General features: G+C 55.8%; 14 protein-coding genes. 12 read left to right on the top strand and 2 right to left on the bottom strand.

The annotated features are described in order from the left end of the window. Positions 1-87 precede the first annotated feature (87 nt). Positions 88-774: a DNA mismatch repair endonuclease MutH gene (gene mutH, locus ACRQ84_RS11025; protein WP_483816058.1), complete on the bottom strand. Its 687-nt coding sequence runs from the start codon at positions 772-774 to the stop codon at positions 88-90. A 681-nt stretch (positions 775-1,455) separates the two neighbouring features. Between mutH and rppH the strand changes: the two genes are divergently transcribed. The 12 genes from rppH to recD all read left to right on the top strand — a co-directional run bounded on the left by rppH (position 1,456) and on the right by recD (position 19,762). After that, positions 1,456-1,983 (top strand): RNA pyrophosphohydrolase, encoded by a 528-nt coding sequence (rppH, locus tag ACRQ84_RS11020; RefSeq protein ID WP_007890933.1) that lies wholly within the window; start codon positions 1,456-1,458, stop codon positions 1,981-1,983. Positions 1,984-1,995: 12 nt separating this feature from the next. After that, on the top strand, positions 1,996-4,242 hold the full coding sequence (gene ptsP / locus ACRQ84_RS11015) for a phosphoenolpyruvate--protein phosphotransferase (RefSeq protein WP_483816057.1): 2,247 nt from the start codon (positions 1,996-1,998) through the stop codon (positions 4,240-4,242). A gap of 94 nt (positions 4,243-4,336) precedes the next feature. Then, a complete protein-coding gene (lgt, locus tag ACRQ84_RS11010; RefSeq protein WP_064738062.1) occupies positions 4,337-5,218 on the top strand; it encodes a prolipoprotein diacylglyceryl transferase in 882 nt (293 codons plus the stop codon). Beyond that, a complete protein-coding gene (gene thyA, locus ACRQ84_RS11005; RefSeq protein ID WP_483816056.1) occupies positions 5,215-6,009 on the top strand; it encodes a thymidylate synthase in 795 nt (264 codons plus the stop codon). Before lgt ends, thyA begins: the two co-directional genes overlap by 4 nt. A gap of 233 nt (positions 6,010-6,242) precedes the next feature. Beyond that, positions 6,243-6,713, top strand: a complete 471-nt coding sequence (locus ACRQ84_RS11000; RefSeq protein WP_064738060.1) for a prepilin-type N-terminal cleavage/methylation domain-containing protein — start codon at positions 6,243-6,245, stop codon at positions 6,711-6,713. Next, positions 6,704-7,243: a prepilin peptidase-dependent protein gene (locus ACRQ84_RS10995; protein WP_483816055.1), complete on the top strand. Its 540-nt coding sequence runs from the start codon at positions 6,704-6,706 to the stop codon at positions 7,241-7,243. The genes ACRQ84_RS11000 and ACRQ84_RS10995 overlap by 10 nt, the downstream gene beginning before the upstream one ends. Then, on the top strand, positions 7,240-7,662 hold the full coding sequence (locus tag ACRQ84_RS10990) for a DUF2509 family protein (protein ID WP_483816054.1): 423 nt from the start codon (positions 7,240-7,242) through the stop codon (positions 7,660-7,662). The genes ACRQ84_RS10995 and ACRQ84_RS10990 overlap by 4 nt, the downstream gene beginning before the upstream one ends. Continuing rightward, positions 7,595-7,936: a prepilin-type N-terminal cleavage/methylation domain-containing protein gene (locus ACRQ84_RS10985; RefSeq protein ID WP_483816053.1), complete on the top strand. Its 342-nt coding sequence runs from the start codon at positions 7,595-7,597 to the stop codon at positions 7,934-7,936. Before ACRQ84_RS10990 ends, ACRQ84_RS10985 begins: the two co-directional genes overlap by 68 nt. A gap of 69 nt (positions 7,937-8,005) precedes the next feature. Next, on the top strand, positions 8,006-11,386 hold the full coding sequence (gene recC, locus ACRQ84_RS10980; protein WP_483816052.1) for an exodeoxyribonuclease V subunit gamma: 3,381 nt from the start codon (positions 8,006-8,008) through the stop codon (positions 11,384-11,386). Between the two features lie 107 nt (positions 11,387-11,493). Then, positions 11,494-14,391, top strand: a complete 2,898-nt coding sequence (ptrA, locus tag ACRQ84_RS10975; protein WP_483816051.1) for a pitrilysin — start codon at positions 11,494-11,496, stop codon at positions 14,389-14,391. After that, positions 14,388-17,927 (top strand): exodeoxyribonuclease V subunit beta, encoded by a 3,540-nt coding sequence (recB, locus tag ACRQ84_RS10970; RefSeq protein ID WP_483816050.1) that lies wholly within the window; start codon positions 14,388-14,390, stop codon positions 17,925-17,927. Before ptrA ends, recB begins: the two co-directional genes overlap by 4 nt. After that, complete coding sequence (gene recD, locus ACRQ84_RS10965; RefSeq protein WP_483816049.1) at positions 17,924-19,762, top strand: exodeoxyribonuclease V subunit alpha; 1,839 nt, start codon at positions 17,924-17,926, stop codon at positions 19,760-19,762. The genes recB and recD overlap by 4 nt, the downstream gene beginning before the upstream one ends. Before the next feature lie 97 nt (positions 19,763-19,859). On the opposite strand, the gene argA is transcribed toward recD, so the two are convergent. Continuing rightward, a complete protein-coding gene (gene argA / locus ACRQ84_RS10960) occupies positions 19,860-21,188 on the bottom strand; it encodes an amino-acid N-acetyltransferase (RefSeq protein WP_064738053.1) in 1,329 nt (442 codons plus the stop codon). Positions 21,189-21,260: the final 72 nt, after the last annotated feature.

Genomic DNA, 21,260 nt, shown 5'->3' with positions numbered 1-21,260 from the left:
GACTTCAACAGCAAAAGTGTAGTAATAAATGCTTTCGTCGTTAGGAGTAATCGCATCATTCCTAAAATTATCGGCAGCAATATGCATTTACAGTAAAAAATGTCGCGCCAAAAGTGGGCCGGTAAAGCTCTTCTTTAAATAAAAGCCGCGCGGCAGCGTCATAATCGGCTCGCCGTGTTCCCCGATGGCTTCGGTTAATGCTTTGCTGTTGGCGGCTTTAGGGCGGATTTGCAGCCACGCACCGTGACGGGCGGTGATGCGCTCAACCTGGCCGAGCACAATCATATCCATTAACTCTTCCCAGTCTTCCCGCAGCTGTTGTTCCTCTTCTTCACTGGGATGCCATAGCAGCGGTGAACCAACACGACGCTCAGCCAGCGGCAAGGCACGATCGCCTTCGATCGGAATCCACAGCACGCGCGCCAGTTTGTGCCGCACATGGCTGGTTTGCCAGGTAACGCCACTATTGCCGGTTAACGGCGCGACACACACGAAGGTGGTCTCCAGCGGTTTGCCTTGCGCATCTACCGGAATGGTCTTCAGCTCAATACCGAGATGCGCAAAATCCTGTTCGGCTTTGCTGCCCGCACTGGCACCCAAATGCAGCTCTAACAACATGCCGACCCAGCCTTTATCGCGTTTCAAATCGGTGGGTATCGGCAGGTTTAGCTGTGCCGCTAGCGCGGCAAAGGTCTGGCCTGCCAGCTGTTGTGCTCGTTGCAGTAATTCCGCTTCGTTTTCGGGTGATGACGGCAATAATGCTGAAGAGTGCATGCTAGAACTCACATTGGTTAAAGAGTGAACAGTGGAGGCTGACTGAGTTTGTCCACATGGCAATTAGGTGAATAACTGTGATAATAGCATGATTAAGAATGGTTTTTTATTCCAATAGAATGGGGCCATCCGATGCTGTGGCCAGGTTATCCCAGCTTGTTATCGACAATGAACAGGTGTTGAACCTAGTTATCCACAGAAATGTGGGGTAACCCCCTTTTCTCAGACACCTGTTTCGATTTACAGCCTTGACTTTCGCGTTTTGAACGCTTTTTTTCCTTTCTTTGACCAGGTTTAGGTCATTCTCTGTGGATAAAAACGTCATTGGTGGATCTTTAACCGATGACAGGCAAGTGGAATGAATCTGCAAAGGATCTTTTCATCGCCTGAGTTTCCATTATTTTATAGGTGTATGAAATGTAATGTTTTATTTTATCTGGCGACGAGGGTTTTTGAGAATGTTCTGTAATGGTTATTCACGTCATTCCCGTGTTCTGCACAACGCTATCCACAGAAAAAGTGAATAAGATCGCCCATAAATCTCACTCGCTGTTTATAACTTGGCTAATCTCTGTGAGTTATCCTGTTTTTATTCTGCTTACACCCCGGTATCCAGTGGTTTACCGCCTGTAAGGAGTGTGAAACAATCAGGCTATTCAAATTTAGCTTTGAGGTAGTCCAGTGATCGATGATGATGGCTACCGCCCGAATGTTGGTATCGTAATCTGTAACAGGCAAGGACAAGTGTTGTGGGCCAGGCGCTTTGGACAGCACTCCTGGCAATTTCCTCAGGGAGGCATCAATCCGGGTGAAACTGCTGAACAGGCAATGTATCGCGAACTGTTCGAAGAAGTGGGTTTACACCGCAAAGATGTTCGAATACTTGCTTCAACCCGAAACTGGTTACGCTACAAGTTGCCAAAACGTTTGGTGCGTTGGGACACAAAGCCGGTGTGTATCGGCCAGAAACAAAAGTGGTTTCTTCTGCAGTTGATGTGTAGTGACGCGGAAATCAATGTGCAGCACAGCAGCACGCCCGAGTTTGACGGTTGGCGCTGGGTTAGCTTCTGGTATCCGGTGCGTCAGGTGGTCTCTTTCAAGCGCGATGTTTACCGCCGCGTGATGAAAGAATTCGCTGGCGTGGTGATGTCGATGCAGGAGAGTGCGGGGCAACGTAATAACGCTGCCCAACGACGTAAAAGAGGATAGGCCACGCCCTTTATGCTCACTCAGTTACGCGAAATAGTAGAGAAAGTGGCGAGTGCTCCACGTCTGAATGAAGCACTCGACATTCTGGTAAACGAAATTTGCCTTGCGATGGAAACCGAGGTTTGCTCGGTTTATCTCGCCGATCACGATCGTCGTTGCTACTACCTGATGGCGACACGCGGGCTAAAAAAGCCGCGTGGTCGTACGGTTACACTGGCGTTTGACGAAGGCATCGTTGGCCTCGTTGGACGCTTAGCAGAGCCGATCAACCTCGCCGATGCGCAAAGCCATCCCAGCTTCAAATACATCCCTTCTGTTAAAGAGGAGCGTTATCGCTCCTTCCTCGGCGTCCCGATTATTAGCCGCCGCCAACTGCTTGGCGTGCTGGTTATCCAGCAGCGCGAACACCGTCAATTTGATGAGAGCGAAGAGTCCTTCCTCGTCACGCTCGCCACGCAAATGGCAGGATTGCTGTCGCAGTCGCAGCTCGGTCAACTGTTTGGTCAATTCCGTCAGACACGCGTAAAAGCGATCGCTGCTTCGCCTGGCGTGGCGGTCGCGCCGGGCTGGGTGGACGAAACCCAGCCGCTGCTCGATCAGGTTTCCGCTGCGTCCACGCTCGACGTGCAGCGCGAACGCGAGCGTCTGGTGCTGGCGATGGGTGAGGCCGGCAACGAATTTCGCCGCTTCAGTAAACGCTTTGCTGCCAGCGTGCAGAAAGAGAGCGCGGCGATCTTCGATCTCTATTCGCATCTACTTACCGATGCACGCCTGAAAAAAGATCTGTTTGACGAGATCGAACGCGGCTCGGTCGCCGAGTGGGCAGTGAAAACGGTGATCGAGAAGTTCGCCGAGCAGTTTGCCAATCTGCAGGATCAATATTTACGCGAGCGCGCCGGCGATTTACGCGTGCTCGGTCAACGTCTGCTGTTCCACCTTGATGATTCCCTGGTCGGCACCAATGCCTGGCCGGAACGCTTCGTGTTAGTCGCCGATGAACTCACGGCAACCACGCTGGCGGAATTACCGCAGGAGCGTTTAGCCGGCGTGGTGGTGCGCGACGGCGCCGCCAACTCGCATGCGGCGATTCTGACGCGCGCGATGGGTATTCCGACCGTAATGGGCGCGGATATCCTCCCGGCACAGCTCAACAAACGCTTGCTGATTGTGGATGGCTACCGCGGCGAAGTGCTGATCGATCCGGAACCGGTGCTGGTGCAGGAATATCAGCGTTTGATCAGCGAAGAGAATGCGCTGAGCAAAATGGCCGAAGGCGTGGTCGAGCAGCCCGGTGAGTTGAAAAGTGGTGAACGCATTCAGGTGATGCTGAATGCCGGTCTCAGTCCGGAACACGAGCAGGCGCTCGACAGCTGGGTAGATGGCATCGGTCTGTACCGTACCGAAATTCCGTTCATGCTGCACAATGGTTTCCCGTCCGAAGAGGAGCAGGTGGCGCAGTATCAGGGCATGTTGCAGCTGTTTTACAACAAGCCGGTTACGCTGCGCACGCTTGATGTCGGCGCGGATAAACAGCTGCCCTATATGCCGATCAGCGAAGAAAATCCCTGCCTTGGCTGGCGGGGTATTCGCTTGACGCTCGATCAGCCTGAAATCTTCCTGGTGCAGGTGCGCGCCATGCTGCGTGCTAACGTGGCGTCTGGCAACTTAAGCATTTTGCTGCCGATGATCAGCCATATCGACGAGATCGACGAGGCGCGTCGTCTGATCGATCGTGCCGGTCGTGAAGTGGAGGAGATGCTCGGCTATGTGATTCCTAAGCCGCGCATTGGCATCATGATTGAAGTGCCATCGATGCTGTTTATGATCCCGCATTTGGCGGATCGCGTCGATTTCGTTTCCGTCGGCACTAACGATCTGACGCAATATTTGCTGGCGGTCGATCGCAATAATACGCGCGTGGCGAACCTGTATGATTCGCTGCATCCGGCAATGCTGCGGGCGCTGCACACCATTGCCAGCGAAGCCCGCCAGGCCAAACTGGAGCTCTGCTTGTGTGGTGAAATGGCCGGCGATCCCATGTGTGTCGCGCTGTTAGTGGGCTTGGGATATCACCATCTCAGCATGAACGGCAAAAACGTACCGCGTGTGAAATATCTGCTGCGCCATCTCGATTTTGAAGAGGCGCAGAAGCTCAGCGAGCATGGGCTGGCCGCGCATTCCGCCTCGGAAGTGCGCCATCTGGTCTCCACCTTTATGGAGCGCCGCGGTTTAGGCGGTTTGATTCGCGGCGGGCGTTAACGGTTACAACTTCACGACCTGTAAAAAAAGTGGCTGTGCTATCATGCGCAGCCTTTTATTGTCCCGTTTCAGGGCAGAAAAATGATGGTGAAAGATGACTGACGGCTACATTTCGTTTCCCCAATTCGATCCGGTAATTTTCTCTATCGGACCGGTTTCGCTTCACTGGTACGGCTTGATGTACCTGGTAGGCTTTATATTTGCCATGTGGCTGGCCACGCGCCGTGCCAACAAACCTGGCAGCGGCTGGAAAAAAGAAGAAGTGGAAAACCTGCTCTATGCGGGCTTCCTTGGCGTCTTCCTCGGCGGCCGTATTGGCTATGTGCTGTTCTACAATCTGCCGCTGTTCCTTGAGAATCCGCTGTATCTGTTTAAGGTTTGGGATGGCGGCATGTCGTTCCACGGCGGCCTGATTGGTGTGATTGTGGTGATGCTGATCTTCGCACGCCGCACCAAGCGCACTTTCTTCCAGGTGGCTGATTTCATTGCACCGCTCATCCCATTTGGTTTGGGGGCCGGTCGTCTCGGCAACTTCATCAACGGCGAACTGTGGGGCCGCGTGGCGCCAGATTTCAAATACGCGATGTTGTTCCCCGGTTCACGCAGCGAAGATATCGCGCTGGCGGCCAATAATCCGCAGTACCAGGAATTGCTGAACACCTACGGCGTTCTGCCACGTCATGCGTCGCAGCTGTATGAGCTGTGCCTGGAAGGCATTGTGCTGTTCATCATTCTCAACCTGTTTATTCGCAAGCCGCGTCCAATGGGCAGCGTCTCGGGCCTGTTCCTGATTGGTTACGGTGCATTCCGTATCATCGTGGAGTTCTTCCGTCAGCCAGATGCACAGCTTGGCCTGTTTGAAGGCGGTGTCAGCATGGGACAGATCCTGTCGATCCCAATGATTCTGGCCGGTGTGATTATGATGATCTGGGCGTATCGTCGTCGCCCGCAGCAACAAACGCGTGAGGTAAAATGAAACAGTATCTGGATCTAATGCAACATGTGCTGAATGAAGGCGCAGAAAAGGCCGACCGCACAGGTACCGGCACGCTCTCCATCTTTGGCCACCAGATGCGTTTTAATTTGCAGGACGGTTTTCCGCTGGTTACCACCAAGAAGGTACACTTGCGTTCCATCATTCATGAGCTGCTATGGTTCCTGAAAGGTGAGACCAACATTGGTTACCTGAAAGAGAACAAGGTCACCATTTGGGACGAGTGGGCGGATGAGAAGGGTGATCTCGGCCCGGTATACGGCAAGCAGTGGCGCAGCTGGGGCAGTGCTTCGGGCGACGAAATTGATCAGATCAGCAAAGTGATTGAGCAATTGAAGCGTGATCCGGATTCCCGTCGCATCATCGTCTCGGCGTGGAACGTGGGCGAGCTGGATCAAATGGCATTGGCACCTTGCCACGCCTTCTTCCAGTTCTACGTGGCCAACGGCAAACTCTCGTGCCAGCTGTATCAGCGTTCGTGCGACATTTTCCTCGGCCTGCCGTTTAATATCGCCAGCTATGCGCTGCTGGTGCATATGGTGGCGCAGCAATGCGACCTTGAAGTGGGTGATTTTGTCTGGACGGGCGGCGATACCCATCTGTACAGCAACCATTTAGAGCAGGCGCGTCTGCAATTAACGCGCGAACCGCGTCCGTTGCCGAAGCTAGTGATCAAACGTAAACCAGCATCCATCTTTGATTATCAGTTCGACGATTTCGACATTGAAGGTTACGATCCGCATCCAGCGATTAAAGCGCCCGTAGCGATTTAACGCTTTTTACCCGTAGGGTCGCCATTCATGGCGACCCATTTCCAACCGCTCCTCAATCCCCAACCGCTCCTCAATCCTCAACCGTTCCTCAATCCTCAAACACACCTCAATCCTGAATCCGCCTCACAAAATGCTGTATCCCTCTGCACACCTCCACGATTCCCTGCGCGACGTTTCCCATCGTCGATTTCTCCCGCTTGTTCAACCTCATCCCAACCGGCAAATTACCCGCCATGAACAAACACACGAACCACGGCTTCACCTTGCCCGAACTGCTGTTAGTGATGGTGATTGCCGGCATACTCAGCGTTGGCGCGCTGCAAGGTTGGCAGCGCTGGCAGCAGTATCAACAGCTGCGCGACAGCGTACTGCAACTGCAGGGATTTCTGCTGCGACTGCGCGCCCATGCTAATGGGCATAACCGCGATCTCACGCTGTGGTTGCAGAACGGTGAAAGCGGCTGTCTCGGCGCGGGCCCCAAACCTGCAGAAGGCTGTGCATTGCCGTCGCGCTGGTTGTTTAAACCGCCACATGACAGCGTGCATATTGTCGGCATTACTGGCGAAGTGGGCTTTTACGGTCTGCGTGATGTCGCGCGTCCCGGCAGTATCGATCTTGCCAGTGCAGCGGGACGTTGGCGTGTAATCATCTCCGCCAGAGCGCGCATCCGCGCCTGTCAACCCGGTGAGAAAGGATGCGAATAGTGCAAAGCGGATTTAGCCTGCTGGAGATGCTGATTGCTATGGCGATTGGCGCGGTGTTGATGATCAGCGTCGGGCGTTTTTTGCCGCTACTGCTGGAGCAGAATCTGCATCTGCAGCAGCGTGTTCAACTGCAACAGGAACTGCAGCAGATCGCCAATACGCTGCAAAAAGCGCTGCGTCGTGCAGGCTATTGCCACGGTCAGTGCAGCGGTTCAGCACTGACACTCGCCTCCAGCGGCAGCTGTGTTTTGCTGCGCTGGGATGAGAACAGTAATGGGCGTTGGGAAGGCGTGGGCCACAACGAAAGTGACTATTACGGCTATCGATTGCGCAGTGGACAGCTCGAAATGCAGCGTGGCGTGGAAGAGTGTAACAGCAGTGGCTGGGAGAAACTGTCCGATCCGGCGTTTCTCACCATCGATGTCTTCAAGCTTGATCGGCAGGGATCGCGTTTGGTTTTGCAGTTAGCCGGACACGCCAGCAGCCAAAGCGTGGAGCTGGAAAACTGGATTGAAGGAATCAATCTGTGAAGCAGCGCGGCAATAGTACGCTGGGCATGGTGCTGATGATGTTGTTGATGGGCGGATTGACGATGCACGCCACGCGGACTCAGCTATCGCAAAGCATGGTATTGGTGGCAGATGAGCAGCAACAAAGTCAGGATTTTTGGCAGGCGCAGGCGGCATTGGAGTGGGGCAGCGTGCAAAACTGGCCGCAGGCCACCGGCTGGCAATGCCAGCAATGGACAGCAGAACAGTGGCAAAGCTGCCTGCTAAGGATGGAGGATGATAATGCGTTGTTATCGGGACATGGAGAAGGACGCGCGCTGTGGCTCTATCGTTGGGTGTCACTCGCCAACACGCAACCACAGCTGCAACCGCATGGCTGGATCGATTACTGCCCGCTGTCGCAGCCGGCGCTGTGCCAGCCAGAAGCAGCGGGGCTTTAGCCTGGCGGAAACGCTGGTGGCGATGCTGCTCCTGGCGATGACGATCAGCACATTGCTGCAATATCATCGTGCGCTGGCGCTGGGTTTTAGTCAGCAGTGGCAGCAGCGTCAGGCATGGCGTGTTGCCGGTCAGGCGCTGCTTGGACGTGACGTTGAGGGCTGGCAGAGTCAGCGTCAGCAGCAAAGTCTGGCAGGTAACTGTAGGCTTGATCGCGTCACGGTGACGGGTCCACATCAGCGTTCCGCCTCACTGGCGCAGCTCAATTGCCACTAGCGGTAGGCATCGCAGGTGATAACCGGTAGAGTGGCTCGGCTGCGTTGTTGTCTTGTGTTTAGGAGAAATATGTTCCGGGTCTATCACTCTAATCAGCTTGATCTGTTGAAAAATCTGGCAGGTATTCTGATTGAAAATCAACCGCTGGCCGATCCGCTGGCAGCTGAGCAGGTGCTGGTACAAAGCCCGGGTATGGCGCAGTGGCTGCAAATGGAGCTGGCCAACAGTTTCGGTATTGCCGCTAACATCGATTTCCCGCTGCCTGCGAGCTTCATCTGGAACATGTTCGTCAAGGTGCTGCCTGATATTCCCGAAGAGAGCGCCTTCACCAAAGCCAGCATGAGCTGGAAGCTGATGCATCGCTTGCCAACCTTGCTGGAGCAAGACGCTTTCCAGCCGCTGCGTCATTACCTCAACGATGACGACGATAAGCGCAAGCTTTATCAGCTCAGCGCGCGTGTTGCCGATCTCTTTGACCAATATCTGGTGTATCGCTCGGACTGGCTCAACAGCTGGGAACGCGGAGAATTGATTGAAGGCTTAGGCGAATCGCAGCATTGGCAGGCGCCGCTGTGGTGCGATTTGGTCAACTTCACGGAAAGCCTGGGTCAGCCGATGTGGCATCGTGCCAATCTCTATGCGCGCTTTATCCAAAAGCTGGAACAGGCGCAAACGCCGCCGCCCGGCTTGCCGCAGCGCGTGTTTATTTGCGGTATCTCCGCGCTGCCGCCGGTCTATCTGCAGGCGCTGGAAGCGCTGGGCCGTCACATTGACATCCATCTGCTGTTCACCAATCCATGCCGTCACTATTGGGGCGACATTCAGGATTACGCCTTCCTCGCGAAGCTGCAAAGCCGCCAGCGCCGCCGCATACAGTCCGATGAGCTGCAGCCGCTGTTCCGCGATCCGGCTAGCGCACCGGCATTGTTTAACGACATCGGCGAACAGCAGCTGACCAATCCGCTGCTGGCGTCATGGGGCAAACTGGGGCGCGATAATCTGTTTCTGCTGAGTCAGATGGAGTCCGCCGCCAACGACATTGATGCCTTCGTGGAGATGCCACAAGACAACCTCCTACACTGCTTGCAAGCGGATCTGCTCAATCTGGACGATAACGCGGTTATTGGCCTCAGCGCCGGTGAGTTGGCCAACAGCGCCGAAAAACGTCTGCTCGATCCAGACGATCGCTCGATTACGCTGCAGGTATGCCACAGCGCCCAGCGTGAAGTTGAAGTGCTGCAGGATCATCTGCTCACGCTGATGGAAGCCAACCCAGAACTCAAGCCGCGCGACATCATCGTGATGGTGGCGGATATCGACAGCTACGCACCTTTTATTCAGGCCGCGTTTGCCAGCGCGCCGAGCGAACGCTATTTGCCGTTCGCCATCTCCGACCGCCGCGCCAGTCAGGCGCACCCGGCGATCCTGGCGCTGCTCAGTCTGTTGTCACTGCCTGAAAGCCGCTTTGCCTCCGAAGATGTGCTGGCGCTGCTGGAAGTTCCGGCACTGGCGCAGCGCTTCTCGGTTGATGAAAGCGGCCTGCGATTGCTGCGCCGTTGGGTGATGGAGTCCGGCATCCGCTGGGGGCTGGATGATGCCAGCGTTGAAGCGCTAGCTCTGCCGGTAACCGGGCAACACACGTGGCGCTTCGGCCTGCAGCGCATGCTGCTCGGCTACGCGCTTGAGAGTCGCAACGGCGACTGGCAAGGGATTTTGCCGTATGACGAATCCAGCGGTTTGATCGCTGAGCTGGCAGGGCATCTGGCCGAATTACTTTCGCGACTTGAAGAGTGGCGCACACGTCTCTCAGCAGAGCGCACGCTATCGGAGTGGCTGCCGTTATGTCGTGAGCTGATTGAATGCTTCTTCAGCGGTGACGCTGAAAGTGAAGCCGCGCTGTTGCTGGTGGAAACGCAGTGGAAACAGATTATCGAACAGGGGATGCAGGCAGCGTATCAACAGCCGATTCCGGCTACGCTGCTGCGCGACGAGCTGCGTTCGCGCCTGGACCAGCAGCGCATCAGCCAGCGTTTTCTTGCCGGTCCTATCAACTTCTGTACGCTGATGCCAATGCGTTCGATTCCCTTCAAAGTGGTGTGTTTGTTGGGCATGAACGACGGTGTCTATCCGCGCACCTTAGCGCCGCTTGGTTTCGATTTGATGCAGCAACAGATGCGCAAAGGCGACCGTAGCCGCCGCGATGATGACCGCTATCTGTTCCTCGAAGCGCTGATCTCAGCGCAGGATCAGCTGTATATCAGTTACATCGGCCGGGCAATTCAGGACAACACCGAGCGCTTTCCGTCGGTGCTGGTGAGTGAACTGGTGGATTACCTCGGTCAAAGCTTCTGTCTGCCCGGTGATGAAACGCTTGAACCCGATATCAGCGAGCAGCGCGTACGCGAACACCTGCAAAAGCTGCATAGCCGCATGCCGTTTGCTGCAGAGAACTTCAAGCCAGGCGCACACGGGCAAAGCTTTGCCGCAGAATGGTTGCCTGCGGCCACCGGCAGTGGCATAGCCCAGCCGGATTTTGTACAACCTTTGCTGCCTGCACCGTTAGAAACCTTGTCGCTGGAGCAACTGCTACGTTTCTGGCGTCATCCGGTACGCGCCTGGTTCCAACAGCGTTTGGGTGTTGCCTTCTGGATGGAAGAGAGCGAACTGCCTGATAGCGAACCGTTCGCGCCTGACAGCCTGGAACGCTACCAAATCAATGCCCAATTGCTGAATACGCTGGTCAACGGTGACGATCCTGCGCAGCTGTATGCTCGCCATCGCGCCGCTGGCAATCTGCCTTATGGCGCGTTTGGGGAACTTTTCTGGCAGAGCCAGACCGAAGAGATGCAGGAAGTGGCAGCGGAGGTGAGCGGTCAACGTCAGCCAGCCGAGAGCTGGGAGATCGCTCTAACGTTGGGTGAAGTGCAATTGACCGGCTGGCTGACACAGGTGCAAGCTGATGGGCTGCTGCGCTGGCGTCCAGGCGTGCTGAATATGAATGATGGTCTGCTGTTGTGGCTGGAACATCTGGTGTATTGCGCGATGGGCGGCAGCGGCGCAAGCCGCATGTACGGTCGTAAGCAGAGCCATTGGCGCTTCATGGCGCTGCCTGCTGAACAAGCGCTGGCGCTACTGAATGACTATGTTGCGGGTTATCAGGCCGGATTAGTTCAGCCGATGATGCTGCTGAATAAATCCGGTGGTGCCTGGCTGGAAGCCAGCTTTGACAGCAAGTCGCACCAGTTGCTGGATGACGAAGCAACACAGAAAAAGGCACTTAACAAATTGCTGCAAGCCTGGCAGGGTGGTTTCCAGATCGAAGGCGAGGGCAGCGATCCCTATCTGCAGCGGTTAAGTCGTACATTGGATGATGATGCCGTGCAGGCAATTACTGCCGCCGCACGCCAGTGGTATTTGCCGGTGCGCCTGGCGCATCAACATGATGAATAGCAATGGGGTATGGTCTCGGTTGAGGTTGTTCCTGACACTATAAGAAAATGACTCTATTTAACCGCTGGGCACACAGCCAGCGGAAAAGGGTAACGTAAGGGGTTTAAATGCGGATTTACGCACGCTGGTTTGGAGCGCTGCTGCTGAGCACGTTAGCGCTGAATGCCTTTGCCGATACCGATCGCGGCTGGCAACCCATCAATGACACCATTCGTAAAAGCGATCACGATCCACGCAGTTATCAGGCGATTACGTTAAGTAACGGCATGATTGTGCTGCTAGTCTCAGATAACGAGGCGCCTAAATCGTTGGCGGCGCTAACCTTGCCGATCGGTTCACTGGATGATCCAAATCAACAGCTGGGTCTGGCGCACTACCTCGAACACATGGTGTTGATGGGCTCAAAGCGATATCCCCAGCCTGATAACCTCGCCGAGTTCCTGAAAAAACATGGTGGTAGCCATAATGCCAGCACGGCATCTTATCGCACGGCATTCTACCTGGAAGTGGAAAACGATGCGCTGCAGCCGGCGGTGGATCGCCTGTCCGATGCGATTGCTGAACCGCTGCTCGATCCGATCAATGCCGATCGTGAGCGTCATGCGGTTAACGCTGAGCTGACGATGGCTCGCTCACGAGATGGCTTGCGCATGGCGCAGGTGGGTGCGGAAACCCTGAACCCGGCGCATCCGGGATCGCGTTATTCCGGCGGTAATCTCGATACGTTGAGCGACAAACCGGATAGCAAACTGCATCAGGCGCTGACCGATTTTTATCATAGCCATTACTCAGCCAATCTGATGAAGGCGGTAATCTACAGCAACAAGCCCTTGCCAGAGATGGCTGACATGGCGGCGAAAACCTTTGGTCGTGTTGCCAATCATCAGACCTCTGTGCCAAAGATTGAAGTACCGGTGGTGACCGCTGCGCAGAAGGGCATCATTATCCACTACGTGCCCGCCCAGCCGCGCAAGCAGTTAAAAATTGAGTTCCGTATCCCGAACAATAGCAGCCAGTTCCGCAGTAAAACCGATACGCTGATCAGCTACGTTCTGGGTAATCGCAGCAAAAATACCCTTAACGATTGGCTGCAAAAGCAAGGGCTAGCGGATGGCGTTAGTGCCGGAGCTGACCCAATGACCGAGCGCAACAGTGGCGTATTCGCCATCAGCGTGTCGTTAACCGACAAAGGCCTGGCGCAACGTGATGAAGTGGTGGCTGCGGTGTTTAGCTACCTCGATATGCTGCGGAGTAAAGGCATCAGCAAAGATTACTTCGACGAAGTCTCCCACGTGCTGGCGCTGGATTTCCGTTATCCATCGATCACGCGTGATATGGATTACATCGAGTGGCTGGTGGATACCATGCTGCGTGTGCCGGTTGAACATACCCTGGATGCGCCTTATCTGGCCGATCAATTTGATCCCGCCGCCATTAAAGCCCGTCTTGAAGAAATGACGCCGCAGAACGCGCGTATCTGGTACATCAGTCCGAATGAGCCGCATAACAAAGAAGCCTACTTTGTGAATGCGCCGTATCAGGTAGATAAAATCAGCGCCGCGCAGTTCAGCGACTGGCAGCAACGTGCCGCACAGCTGCAGTTGTCGATGCCAACGTTGAACCCCTATATTCCCTCTGATTTCGCCATCATCCCTGCGGATGGCAAAACCTACGATCATCCGATCGCGCTGACCAATGGCGACAGCATGCGTATCTACTGGATGCCAAGCCAGCAGTTTGCCAGTGAACCGAAAGCCGCTATCACCTTAGCACTGCGTAACAAATCTGCGATTAGCGATGCGCGTCAGCAGGTGCTGTTTGGTCTGAATGACTATCTCTCCAGCCTGGCGCTGGATGAGCTGAATTCGCAGGCCTCGGTTGGCGGTATCAGTTTTTCTGTCGGCGAAGATGATGGCATCGTGTTTAGCGCCAGCGGCTTTACCCAGCGTTTGCCTGAATTGCTAAAGAAGCTGGTGGAGGGTTACGCCACCTTTACACCGGATCAGCAGCAGCTGGAGCAGGCTAAATCCTGGTATCTGGATCAACTGGAAGCGGCAGAGAAGGGCAAAGCTTTTGAGCTGGCAATTCAGCCGATGCAAATGTTGTCGCAGTTGCCGTACACCCAGCGCGAAACGCGTCGCAATCTGGTGAAAGACATCACGCTGAAAGAGGTCACCGATTACCGTGATGCGCTGATCCATCATGCAACACCGGAGATGATGGTGGTGGGCAATCTCTCAGCGGACCGTGTGAAACAGCTCGGCGATGAGCTCCAGCAGCAATTGCAAAGTGATGGCCACGGCTACTGGCACAGTGATTATGTGACGGTGGATAAAGAGATGAAGGCCAACCTGCAGAAGGTGGGCAGCAGCACCGATTCGGCGCTGGCGGCACTGTATGTGCCGTTGGGTTATAGCGAATATCAGAGCATGGCGAACAGCACCATGCTGAGCCAGATCGTGCAGCCGTGGTTCTATAACCAATTGCGTACCGAAGAGCAGCTCGGCTATGCGGTGTTTGCTTATCAGATGCCGATTGGTCGCCAATGGGGCATCGGTTTCCTGCTGCAAAGTAACAGCAAACAGCCCGCGTTCTTACTGCAACGTTTCCAGGCGTTTTATCCGCAGGCTGAAACGCGTCTGCGCAGCATGAAACCGGAAGATTTCGCCCAGTATCAGCAGGCGTTAATCAATGATATGAAACAGCGCCCGCAAACGCTGGATGAAGAGGCGAACCGTTTTAACCGTGACTTTAAGCGTCAGAATTTTGCTTTCGATACGCGTGAAAAAGCGATTGAGCAAATTCAGCAGCTGACGCCAGCCGGCCTCGCCGACTTTTTCCATCAGGCGGTATTCACGCAGCAAGGGATGGCGATGATTTCCCAGATTGGCGGCAGCCATGATGGCGCGACCAAAAATGATTACGCGCAATTGCCAGGCTGGACCACGTGGGATGAAGTTCAAAAGCTGCAGCAATCGTTGCCCGTAAAGAGTGATGCGCAATGAGTTTGCTCCCTGAATCGCTCAATCCTCTGACGCTGCCGCTGCGCGGTGAGCGTCTGATTGAGGCCTCAGCCGGTACGGGTAAAACTTTTACCATCGGCCTGCTTTACCTGCGGTTGCTGCTCGGATTAGGCGGACAAAATGCCTGGTCACGTCCGTTGTCGGTTGAAGAGATTTTGGTCGTGACCTTTACCGAGGCCGCTACTGCGGAATTGCGCGGGCGTATTCGCGCGAACATACATGAGCTGCGGCTGGCCTGCCTGCGTGGCGTCAGCAGCAATCCGATGCTGATGCAGTTATTGCAGGAAATTCCGCAACCCGCCGACGCGGCTTCGCTTCTGCTGGCCGCTGAACGCCAGATGGATGAAGCGGCCATCTTCACCATCCACGGTTTCTGCCAGCGCATGCTGAACCTCAATGCTTTTGAGTCCGGCATGCTGTTTGAGCAGCAGCTGATTGAAGATGAACAACTGCTGCTGCGCCAGGCGACCGCCGATTTCTGGCGTCGTCACTGCTATCCATTAACGCTGGATGTCGCGCGGGTGATCGTCAGCGAATGGAGCGGCCCTGAGCAGTTGCTTTCTACTTTACGTCCGTGGTTGCAGGGCGAATCGCCCAGCCTACGTCTGCCGCCAGCCGACACTGAAACCCTGGGCTCGCGCCACAGTGAAAACCTTGCGCGAATAGCCGCGATGAAAGCGCAATGGCTGGCGGTGGGTGAAGAGGTGCTGACGCTGGTGGGGCAATCCGATGTGGATAAGCGCAGCTACAGCAGCAAAAATTTGCCGGTTTGGGTCAATAAAGTCAGCTTCTGGGCGCAAAGCGAAACGCGCGATTATCAGGTGCCCGCCGAACTGGCGCGTTTTGGTCAGCGCATGCTTGAAGAGAAGACCAAAAAGGGCAATCCGCCGCAACACCGTTTGTTCGATGCCGTCGACACTTTCCTTGCCCAGCCGCTGTCATTGCGCGATCTGGTGATTGCGCGCGCGCTAGTGGAGATCCGCGCCGCGGTGCGCAAAGAGAAACGTCAGCAGGCACTGTTAGGCTTTGATGATTTGCTGAGTCGGCTTGACGAAGCACTGCAACAGCCCAGCGGTGAGCAGCTGGCGCAGGCGATTCGCCAGCGCTTCCCGGTGGCGCTCATCGATGAGTTTCAGGACACCGATCCGCTGCAATACCGTATTTTCCGCACGCTTTATATCAATCAGCCAGCGCATGCGCTGCTGTTAATTGGCGATCCCAAACAGGCGATTTACGCCTTTCGTGGCGCGGATATCTTTACCTATATTCGGGCGCGTAACGAAGTCAGTGCGCACTACACGCTCGACACCAACTGGCGCTCATCGCCCGCGATGGTCAACAGCGTCAATCAGCTGTTTACGCGCCCTGACGCACCATTCTTGTTCGCCGATATTCCGTTCTTACCGGTGCAGTTCGCGCCACCGAACCAGCAGTTGTCACTCAGTATCGACCAGGTAGAGCAAGCGGCGTTACGCTTCTGGCTACAGCCGGGCGAAGGGTGCAGCGTTGGCGATTATCAGCAATGTATGGCGCAGCAGTGTGCGGCCGATATTAGCCGCTGGCTGCAGGCCGGGCAGCAGCAGCGCGCGATGCTGGGCAAGGCACCCAATTTGCGGCCAGTACAAGCCTCTGATATCACTGTGCTGGTGCGCAGCCGTAACGAAGCAAATTTGATTCGCGAAGCCTTGAATTTGCTCGGTATTCCCTCGGTTTACCTCTCAAACCGCGACAGCGTTTACACCACACCAGAAGCGCGTGAACTGTTATGGCTGTTGCAGGCGGTGCTGGCGCCGGAGCAGGAACGCATGCTGCGCACCGCGTTGGCCACCTCGCTGTTTGCATTTGACGCCTCACAGCTTGATGCGCTGGATCAGGATGCACGCGGCTGGGATGAACTGGTTGATACCTTTGCCCGCTGGCAACTGATATGGCAGCAACGCGGCGTGTTACCGATGCTGCGCGAGATGATGCTGGAGCGCCAACTGGCGGAGAACCTGCTGGCATCGGAGAACGGTGAGCGGCGCCTGACTGATTTACTGCATCTGGGTGAACTGCTGCAGGAAGCGGCTGCGCAGTTGGATAGTCCGCATGCGCTGGTGCGACATCTGGCGCAGCAGATTGCGCGTCCGGACAGCCAGTCGGCTAGTCAGCAACTGCGCCTGGAGAGCGACCGTCATCTGGTGCAAATCGTCACTATCCACAAATCCAAAGGACTGCAATATCCGTTAGTGTGGCTGCCGTTTGCCGCCGGATTCCGCGAAGCAGATACCGCGCTTTATCACGACCGTGAGAATTTTGGCGCGGTATTGGATCTGCAAGCCGATGAGGAAAGCCTGGCGTTAGCCGAACAGGAGCGTCTGGCGGAGGATTTACGCCTGCTTTACGTGGCGTTGACCCGCTCGATCTATCACTGCAGCGTCGGCGTCGCGCCGCTGTTTCGTGGTACGCGCAAGAAAGAAGGCGAGAGCGATTTACACAAAAGCGCACTGGGTTTCCTGTTGCAGCGTGGCGCCGCCGCGACGGCGGAACAGCTCGGCATATTACTGCATGATATGGACGCAGCGGGCACCGATGTGGTGCTGGTGGAGGATATTCAAGCCGAGCGTTGGCAAGTGGATGCCGTTGCCGATAGTAAACTTGGCGCGCGTGCTGTAACGCGAGTGCTGGCCGATCCGTGGCGCGTCACCAGCTACTCTGGCTTGCAGCAGCACAGTTCTCATCGTCTGCTTGAGGTGATGCCGAATTTCGATGTTGAAGCGGCAGGCGAAGAGGATCATGAAGAAGCGCTGGATGCGGCGCTGACGCCACACCATTTCCCACGCGGTGCTGCGCCAGGCACGTTTTTGCATGAGCTGTTCGAATCGCTGGATTTCCCGCAGCCGCCTTCTGAAGAGCAGCTGGCGCAACATCTGCAGCAGAACGGCTATCCGCTGCACTGGCAGCCGATGCTCAGCGCGTGGATCGCTCGCGCATTGAGCACGCCGCTCAATGCGCAGGGCATTCATCTGGCGCAGGTGCAGAGCAGCGATCGTTTGGTGGAGATGGCGTTCTATCTGCCGATTGATAATGTGCTGACGGCGCGTGAACTCAGTGAGTTGATCTCTCAGGATGCGTTATCGGCTCAGGCTCCGCCGCTTGATTTCCGCCAGGTGCAGGGCATGTTGAAGGGCTTTATCGATCTGGTGTTTCGCTGGCAGGGCAAATACTACCTGCTGGATTACAAATCCAACTGGCTTGGCGACAGCCATGAAGCCTATACGCCGCAGGCGATGGCGCAGGCGATGATCGAGCACCGCTACGATTTGCAGTACCAACTCTACACGCTGGCCCTGCATCGTTATTTACAACATCGCGTGCCGGATTATGACTATGAGCAGCATTTCGGCGGCGTATTTTATCTCTTCCTGCGTGGCATGGATGGCAGTTCGCCAGACAACGGCGTGTTCCACACCCGTCCGACTTTCGACTTCGTTTCACAACTGGATAGCCTGTTTCGCGGGCCGGGAGCAACAGCATGAGCAGTATGACCGCGCTTTTAGCCCAGGCGGCTGAGTTACGTTTGCTGCGCTCGCTGGACGTCCAGTTTGCCCAACTGCTGGCTGATGATGAGCAACCGGCACATTTGCTGCTGGCGGCGTGCCTGAGTGCGGAAGCGGGTGATGGGCATGTCTGTTTGCCGTTATCACAGCTAAGTCGCGATAACCTCTTTAAAGGGCGACATGCGGAGCTGGCGCACGCCATCTGGCAAGCCGCGGGGGAACCACAGGATTGGCCTGCGCTTTTAGAAGGCTGGTCTGCGCTCAGTAGCAGCGATCAGGCGGCGCCAATCGTGTTGAGCGAAGACCGTCTCTATCTACATCGCTTGTGGCACCACGAAGGGCAGGTGGCGCGCTTCTTCCAGTCACAGGCTTCGTCACAGCTTTTTGCGCCGGAACAGGTCAGGGAAGTGCTGGATGAGTTGTTTGGCAGCGAGCCAGATAACTGGCAGAAAATTGCGGCTGCTGTGGCGTTGACGCAGAAAACGGCGGTGATCTCGGGCGGCCCCGGTACTGGAAAAACCACCACGGTGGCAAAACTGCTGGCGGCGCTGATTCGTCTCAGCGCGGGCGCGTTGCGTATCCAGTTAGCCGCGCCAACCGGTAAAGCGGCGGCACGTCTCACCGAGTCGCTGGGCAAGGCGCTGCAAAAACTGCCGGTGAGCGAGGCGGAACGGCAGCGTTTCCCGGCCGATGCCACTACGCTACACCGCTTGTTAGGCGCGCAGCCGGAAACGCAGCGTCTGCGCTATCACGCCGGGAATCCGCTGCATCTGGATGTGCTGGTGGTCGATGAAGCCTCCATGGTGGATCTCGGCATGATGGCGAACCTTATCGCCGCATTGCCCTCGCAGGCGCGCGTGGTATTTCTCGGCGACCGCGATCAGCTGGCATCGGTGGAGGCGGGTGCCGTGCTCGGCGATATCTGTCGCTGCGCCGAAGCCGGTTACAGTCCCGTGCGTGCTGCGCAGTTGAGCGAACTCACCGGCAGTCAGGTAGCGGGCATCGATGACATCAACGCGCCTGCCGTGCGCGACGCGATCTGTCTGCTGCGTAAAAGTTACCGCTTTGACGCCAATTCCGGCATTGGCCAATTGGCCGCCGCGGTTAACGCCGGTGATGCAAAAGCGGTGGAAGCGGCATTTCAGGCAGGATTCAGCGATATCACTCGCCAACCATTGAATGATGCTGACGCTTATCAGGCGATGCTAACGGAGATTGCTGCAGGGTATCAGCCATTCCTTAAGCTGATTAGCCAGCGTGCTGAGCCGGCGAAAATTATCGCGGCGTTTGGACGTTATCAACTGCTGTGCGCGCTGCGTGAAGGGCCATTTGGCGTGCAGGGACTGAACCAACGTATTGAGCAAAAGCTGATGCAGTTACAGCTGATTCGCCGTCCAACCGGCGGCAGTCGCTGGTATCAGGGACGTCCGGTGATGGTGACACGCAACGACAGCGCGCTGGGGCTGTTTAACGGCGATATCGGCATTACGCTGTTCGATGATGAAGGTCTGCTGAAAGTGTTCTTCCCATTACCCGATGGCAGCATCAAAGCGGTACAGCCCAGCCGCTTGCCGACGCACGATACCGCATGGGCGATGACGGTGCATAAATCGCAAGGGTCGGAGTTCGATCATACGGCGTTGGTGATGCCGGCGCAGTTTCTGCCGGTGTTAACGCGCGAACTGATTTACACGGCGATCACTCGCGCGCGTAAGCAGCTAACGTTGTACAGCGATGAAAGCGTGTTTCGCCGTGCGGTGCAGCTGCGCACCCAGCGGCGCAGCGGATTGCTGGAGCGGTTGAGCGGGGAATAAACCCGGGTCGGCATAAATTCCGCCCCTACAAAACCGTCGTAGGGTCGCCATTCATGGCGACCTCTTCCCGATGCACATAAATGCCCACCAGCAGGCGTTACCCCAAATCCGCCATCAACACTTTCGAACGGCGCTGATAGTTATACATCTGCTTTTTGCTCTCAGGCAGCGACTCAATATCCACCGGCGTAAATCCGCGTTCCTGGAACCAGTGAATGCTGCGTGTGGTTAAGACAAAGAGCTTTTTTAGCCCCATCTGGCGCGCCTGAAGCGCCACGCGGTCCAGAAGCAGTTCACCACGCGACGAGCTGCGATAATCCGGATGCACTGCCACACAGGCCATCTCACCAATCTGCTCATCCGGGAACGGATAGAGCGCGGCGCAGGCAATAGTCAGGTTATCGCGCTGAATAATCGTGAACTTATCAATCTCCATCTCCAGCTGTTCACGGGAACGGCGTACCAGAATACCTTGCTGCTCCAGTGGGCGGATCAGCTCGAGAATGCCGCCGATATCGTTGATGTTGGCGCGACGGATCTGTTCAGCGGACTCCATCACAATCTGCGTTCCGATACCGTCGCGCGAGAACAGTTCTTGCAGCAACGCACCGTCTTCCTGATAGCTGATCAGGTGGCTACGCCGCACGCCGCTGCGGCAGGCTTTTACCGCACCGCGTAAGAAACGCACGGTGCCAGAGAGGAAATCGCCGTCGCTCTCCATCTCGTCGATGCGCGCCTGGGCTTCGTTCGGGAACAGTTCGGAAATAATCGCGCCTTCACGGTTAGTCACGCCCTGCTCGGAGCAGAAACCAATCATCTTCTCGGCCTTCAATTTGATAGCCAGCTGCGTCGCCACTTCTTCAGAAGTCAGGTTAAAACTCTCGCCGGTGACAGAAACCGCTACCGGACCGAGCAGCACAATCGCATCGTTGTCCAACTGACGATGAATAGCGTCTTCATCAATACGACGAATACGGCCGCTGTGGCAGTAATCAACGCCATCATCCACGCCCAGCGGCTGCGCGATAATGAAGTTGCCGCTCACCACATTAATATGCGCGCCTTGTAGCGGCGTGTTGTTAAGGCTCATCGACAGTCGCGCGGTGATATCCAGCTGTAAACGACCGGCCGCCTGCTTCACCAATTCCAGCGACTGCGCATCGGTTACGCGCGTGTGTTTGTGATAAATCGGTTCCAGTTGTTGTTGGGCCATGCTGGCGTCAATCTGCGGACGCGCACCATAAACCACCACTAAGCGAATGCCGAGACTATGCAGCAGACCGATATCATTAACGATGCTTGAGAAGTTCTCATGCTCGATGGCCTCGCCACCCAACATGATGACAAAGGTCTTGTCACGATGGGTATTTATATAGGGAACGGTATGGCGAAAACCCTGAACCAGTTCTGTACTGCGTTCCTTCACGGCAAAGCCCTCTGTGCATGTTTATTCGTAATTTTCGTATTTTTATGCTCTTTTGCCGGTTATTGCAAGCGC

It is taken from the genome of Pantoea sp. E2023-21, from assembly GCF_051302795.1.
GTDB classification, from domain to species: Bacteria; Pseudomonadota; Gammaproteobacteria; order Enterobacterales; family Enterobacteriaceae; genus Pantoea; species Pantoea ludwigii_A.
Note: the sequence above shows the minus strand (reverse complement) of the source record. Positions and strands in the feature narration are given on the sequence as shown.

What these genes read in the sequence shown, in the direction of transcription:
- mutH (WP_483816058.1), bottom strand. Translation starts at nt 774, where the DNA reads ATGCACTCTTCAGCATTATTGCCGTCATCACCCGAAAACGAAGCGGAA.
- ptsP (WP_483816057.1), top strand. Translation starts at nt 1,996, where the DNA reads ATGCTCACTCAGTTACGCGAAATAGTAGAGAAAGTGGCGAGTGCTCCA.
- lgt (WP_064738062.1), top strand. Translation starts at nt 4,337, where the DNA reads ATGACTGACGGCTACATTTCGTTTCCCCAATTCGATCCGGTAATTTTC.
- thyA (WP_483816056.1), top strand. Translation starts at nt 5,215, where the DNA reads ATGAAACAGTATCTGGATCTAATGCAACATGTGCTGAATGAAGGCGCA.
- ACRQ84_RS11000 (WP_064738060.1), top strand. Translation starts at nt 6,243, where the DNA reads ATGAACAAACACACGAACCACGGCTTCACCTTGCCCGAACTGCTGTTA.
- ACRQ84_RS10995 (WP_483816055.1), top strand. Translation starts at nt 6,704, where the DNA reads ATGCGAATAGTGCAAAGCGGATTTAGCCTGCTGGAGATGCTGATTGCT.
- ACRQ84_RS10985 (WP_483816053.1), top strand. Translation starts at nt 7,595, where the DNA reads ATGGCTGGATCGATTACTGCCCGCTGTCGCAGCCGGCGCTGTGCCAGC.
- recC (WP_483816052.1), top strand. Translation starts at nt 8,006, where the DNA reads ATGTTCCGGGTCTATCACTCTAATCAGCTTGATCTGTTGAAAAATCTG.
- ptrA (WP_483816051.1), top strand. Translation starts at nt 11,494, where the DNA reads ATGCGGATTTACGCACGCTGGTTTGGAGCGCTGCTGCTGAGCACGTTA.
- recB (WP_483816050.1), top strand. Translation starts at nt 14,388, where the DNA reads ATGAGTTTGCTCCCTGAATCGCTCAATCCTCTGACGCTGCCGCTGCGC.
- recD (WP_483816049.1), top strand. Translation starts at nt 17,924, where the DNA reads ATGAGCAGTATGACCGCGCTTTTAGCCCAGGCGGCTGAGTTACGTTTG.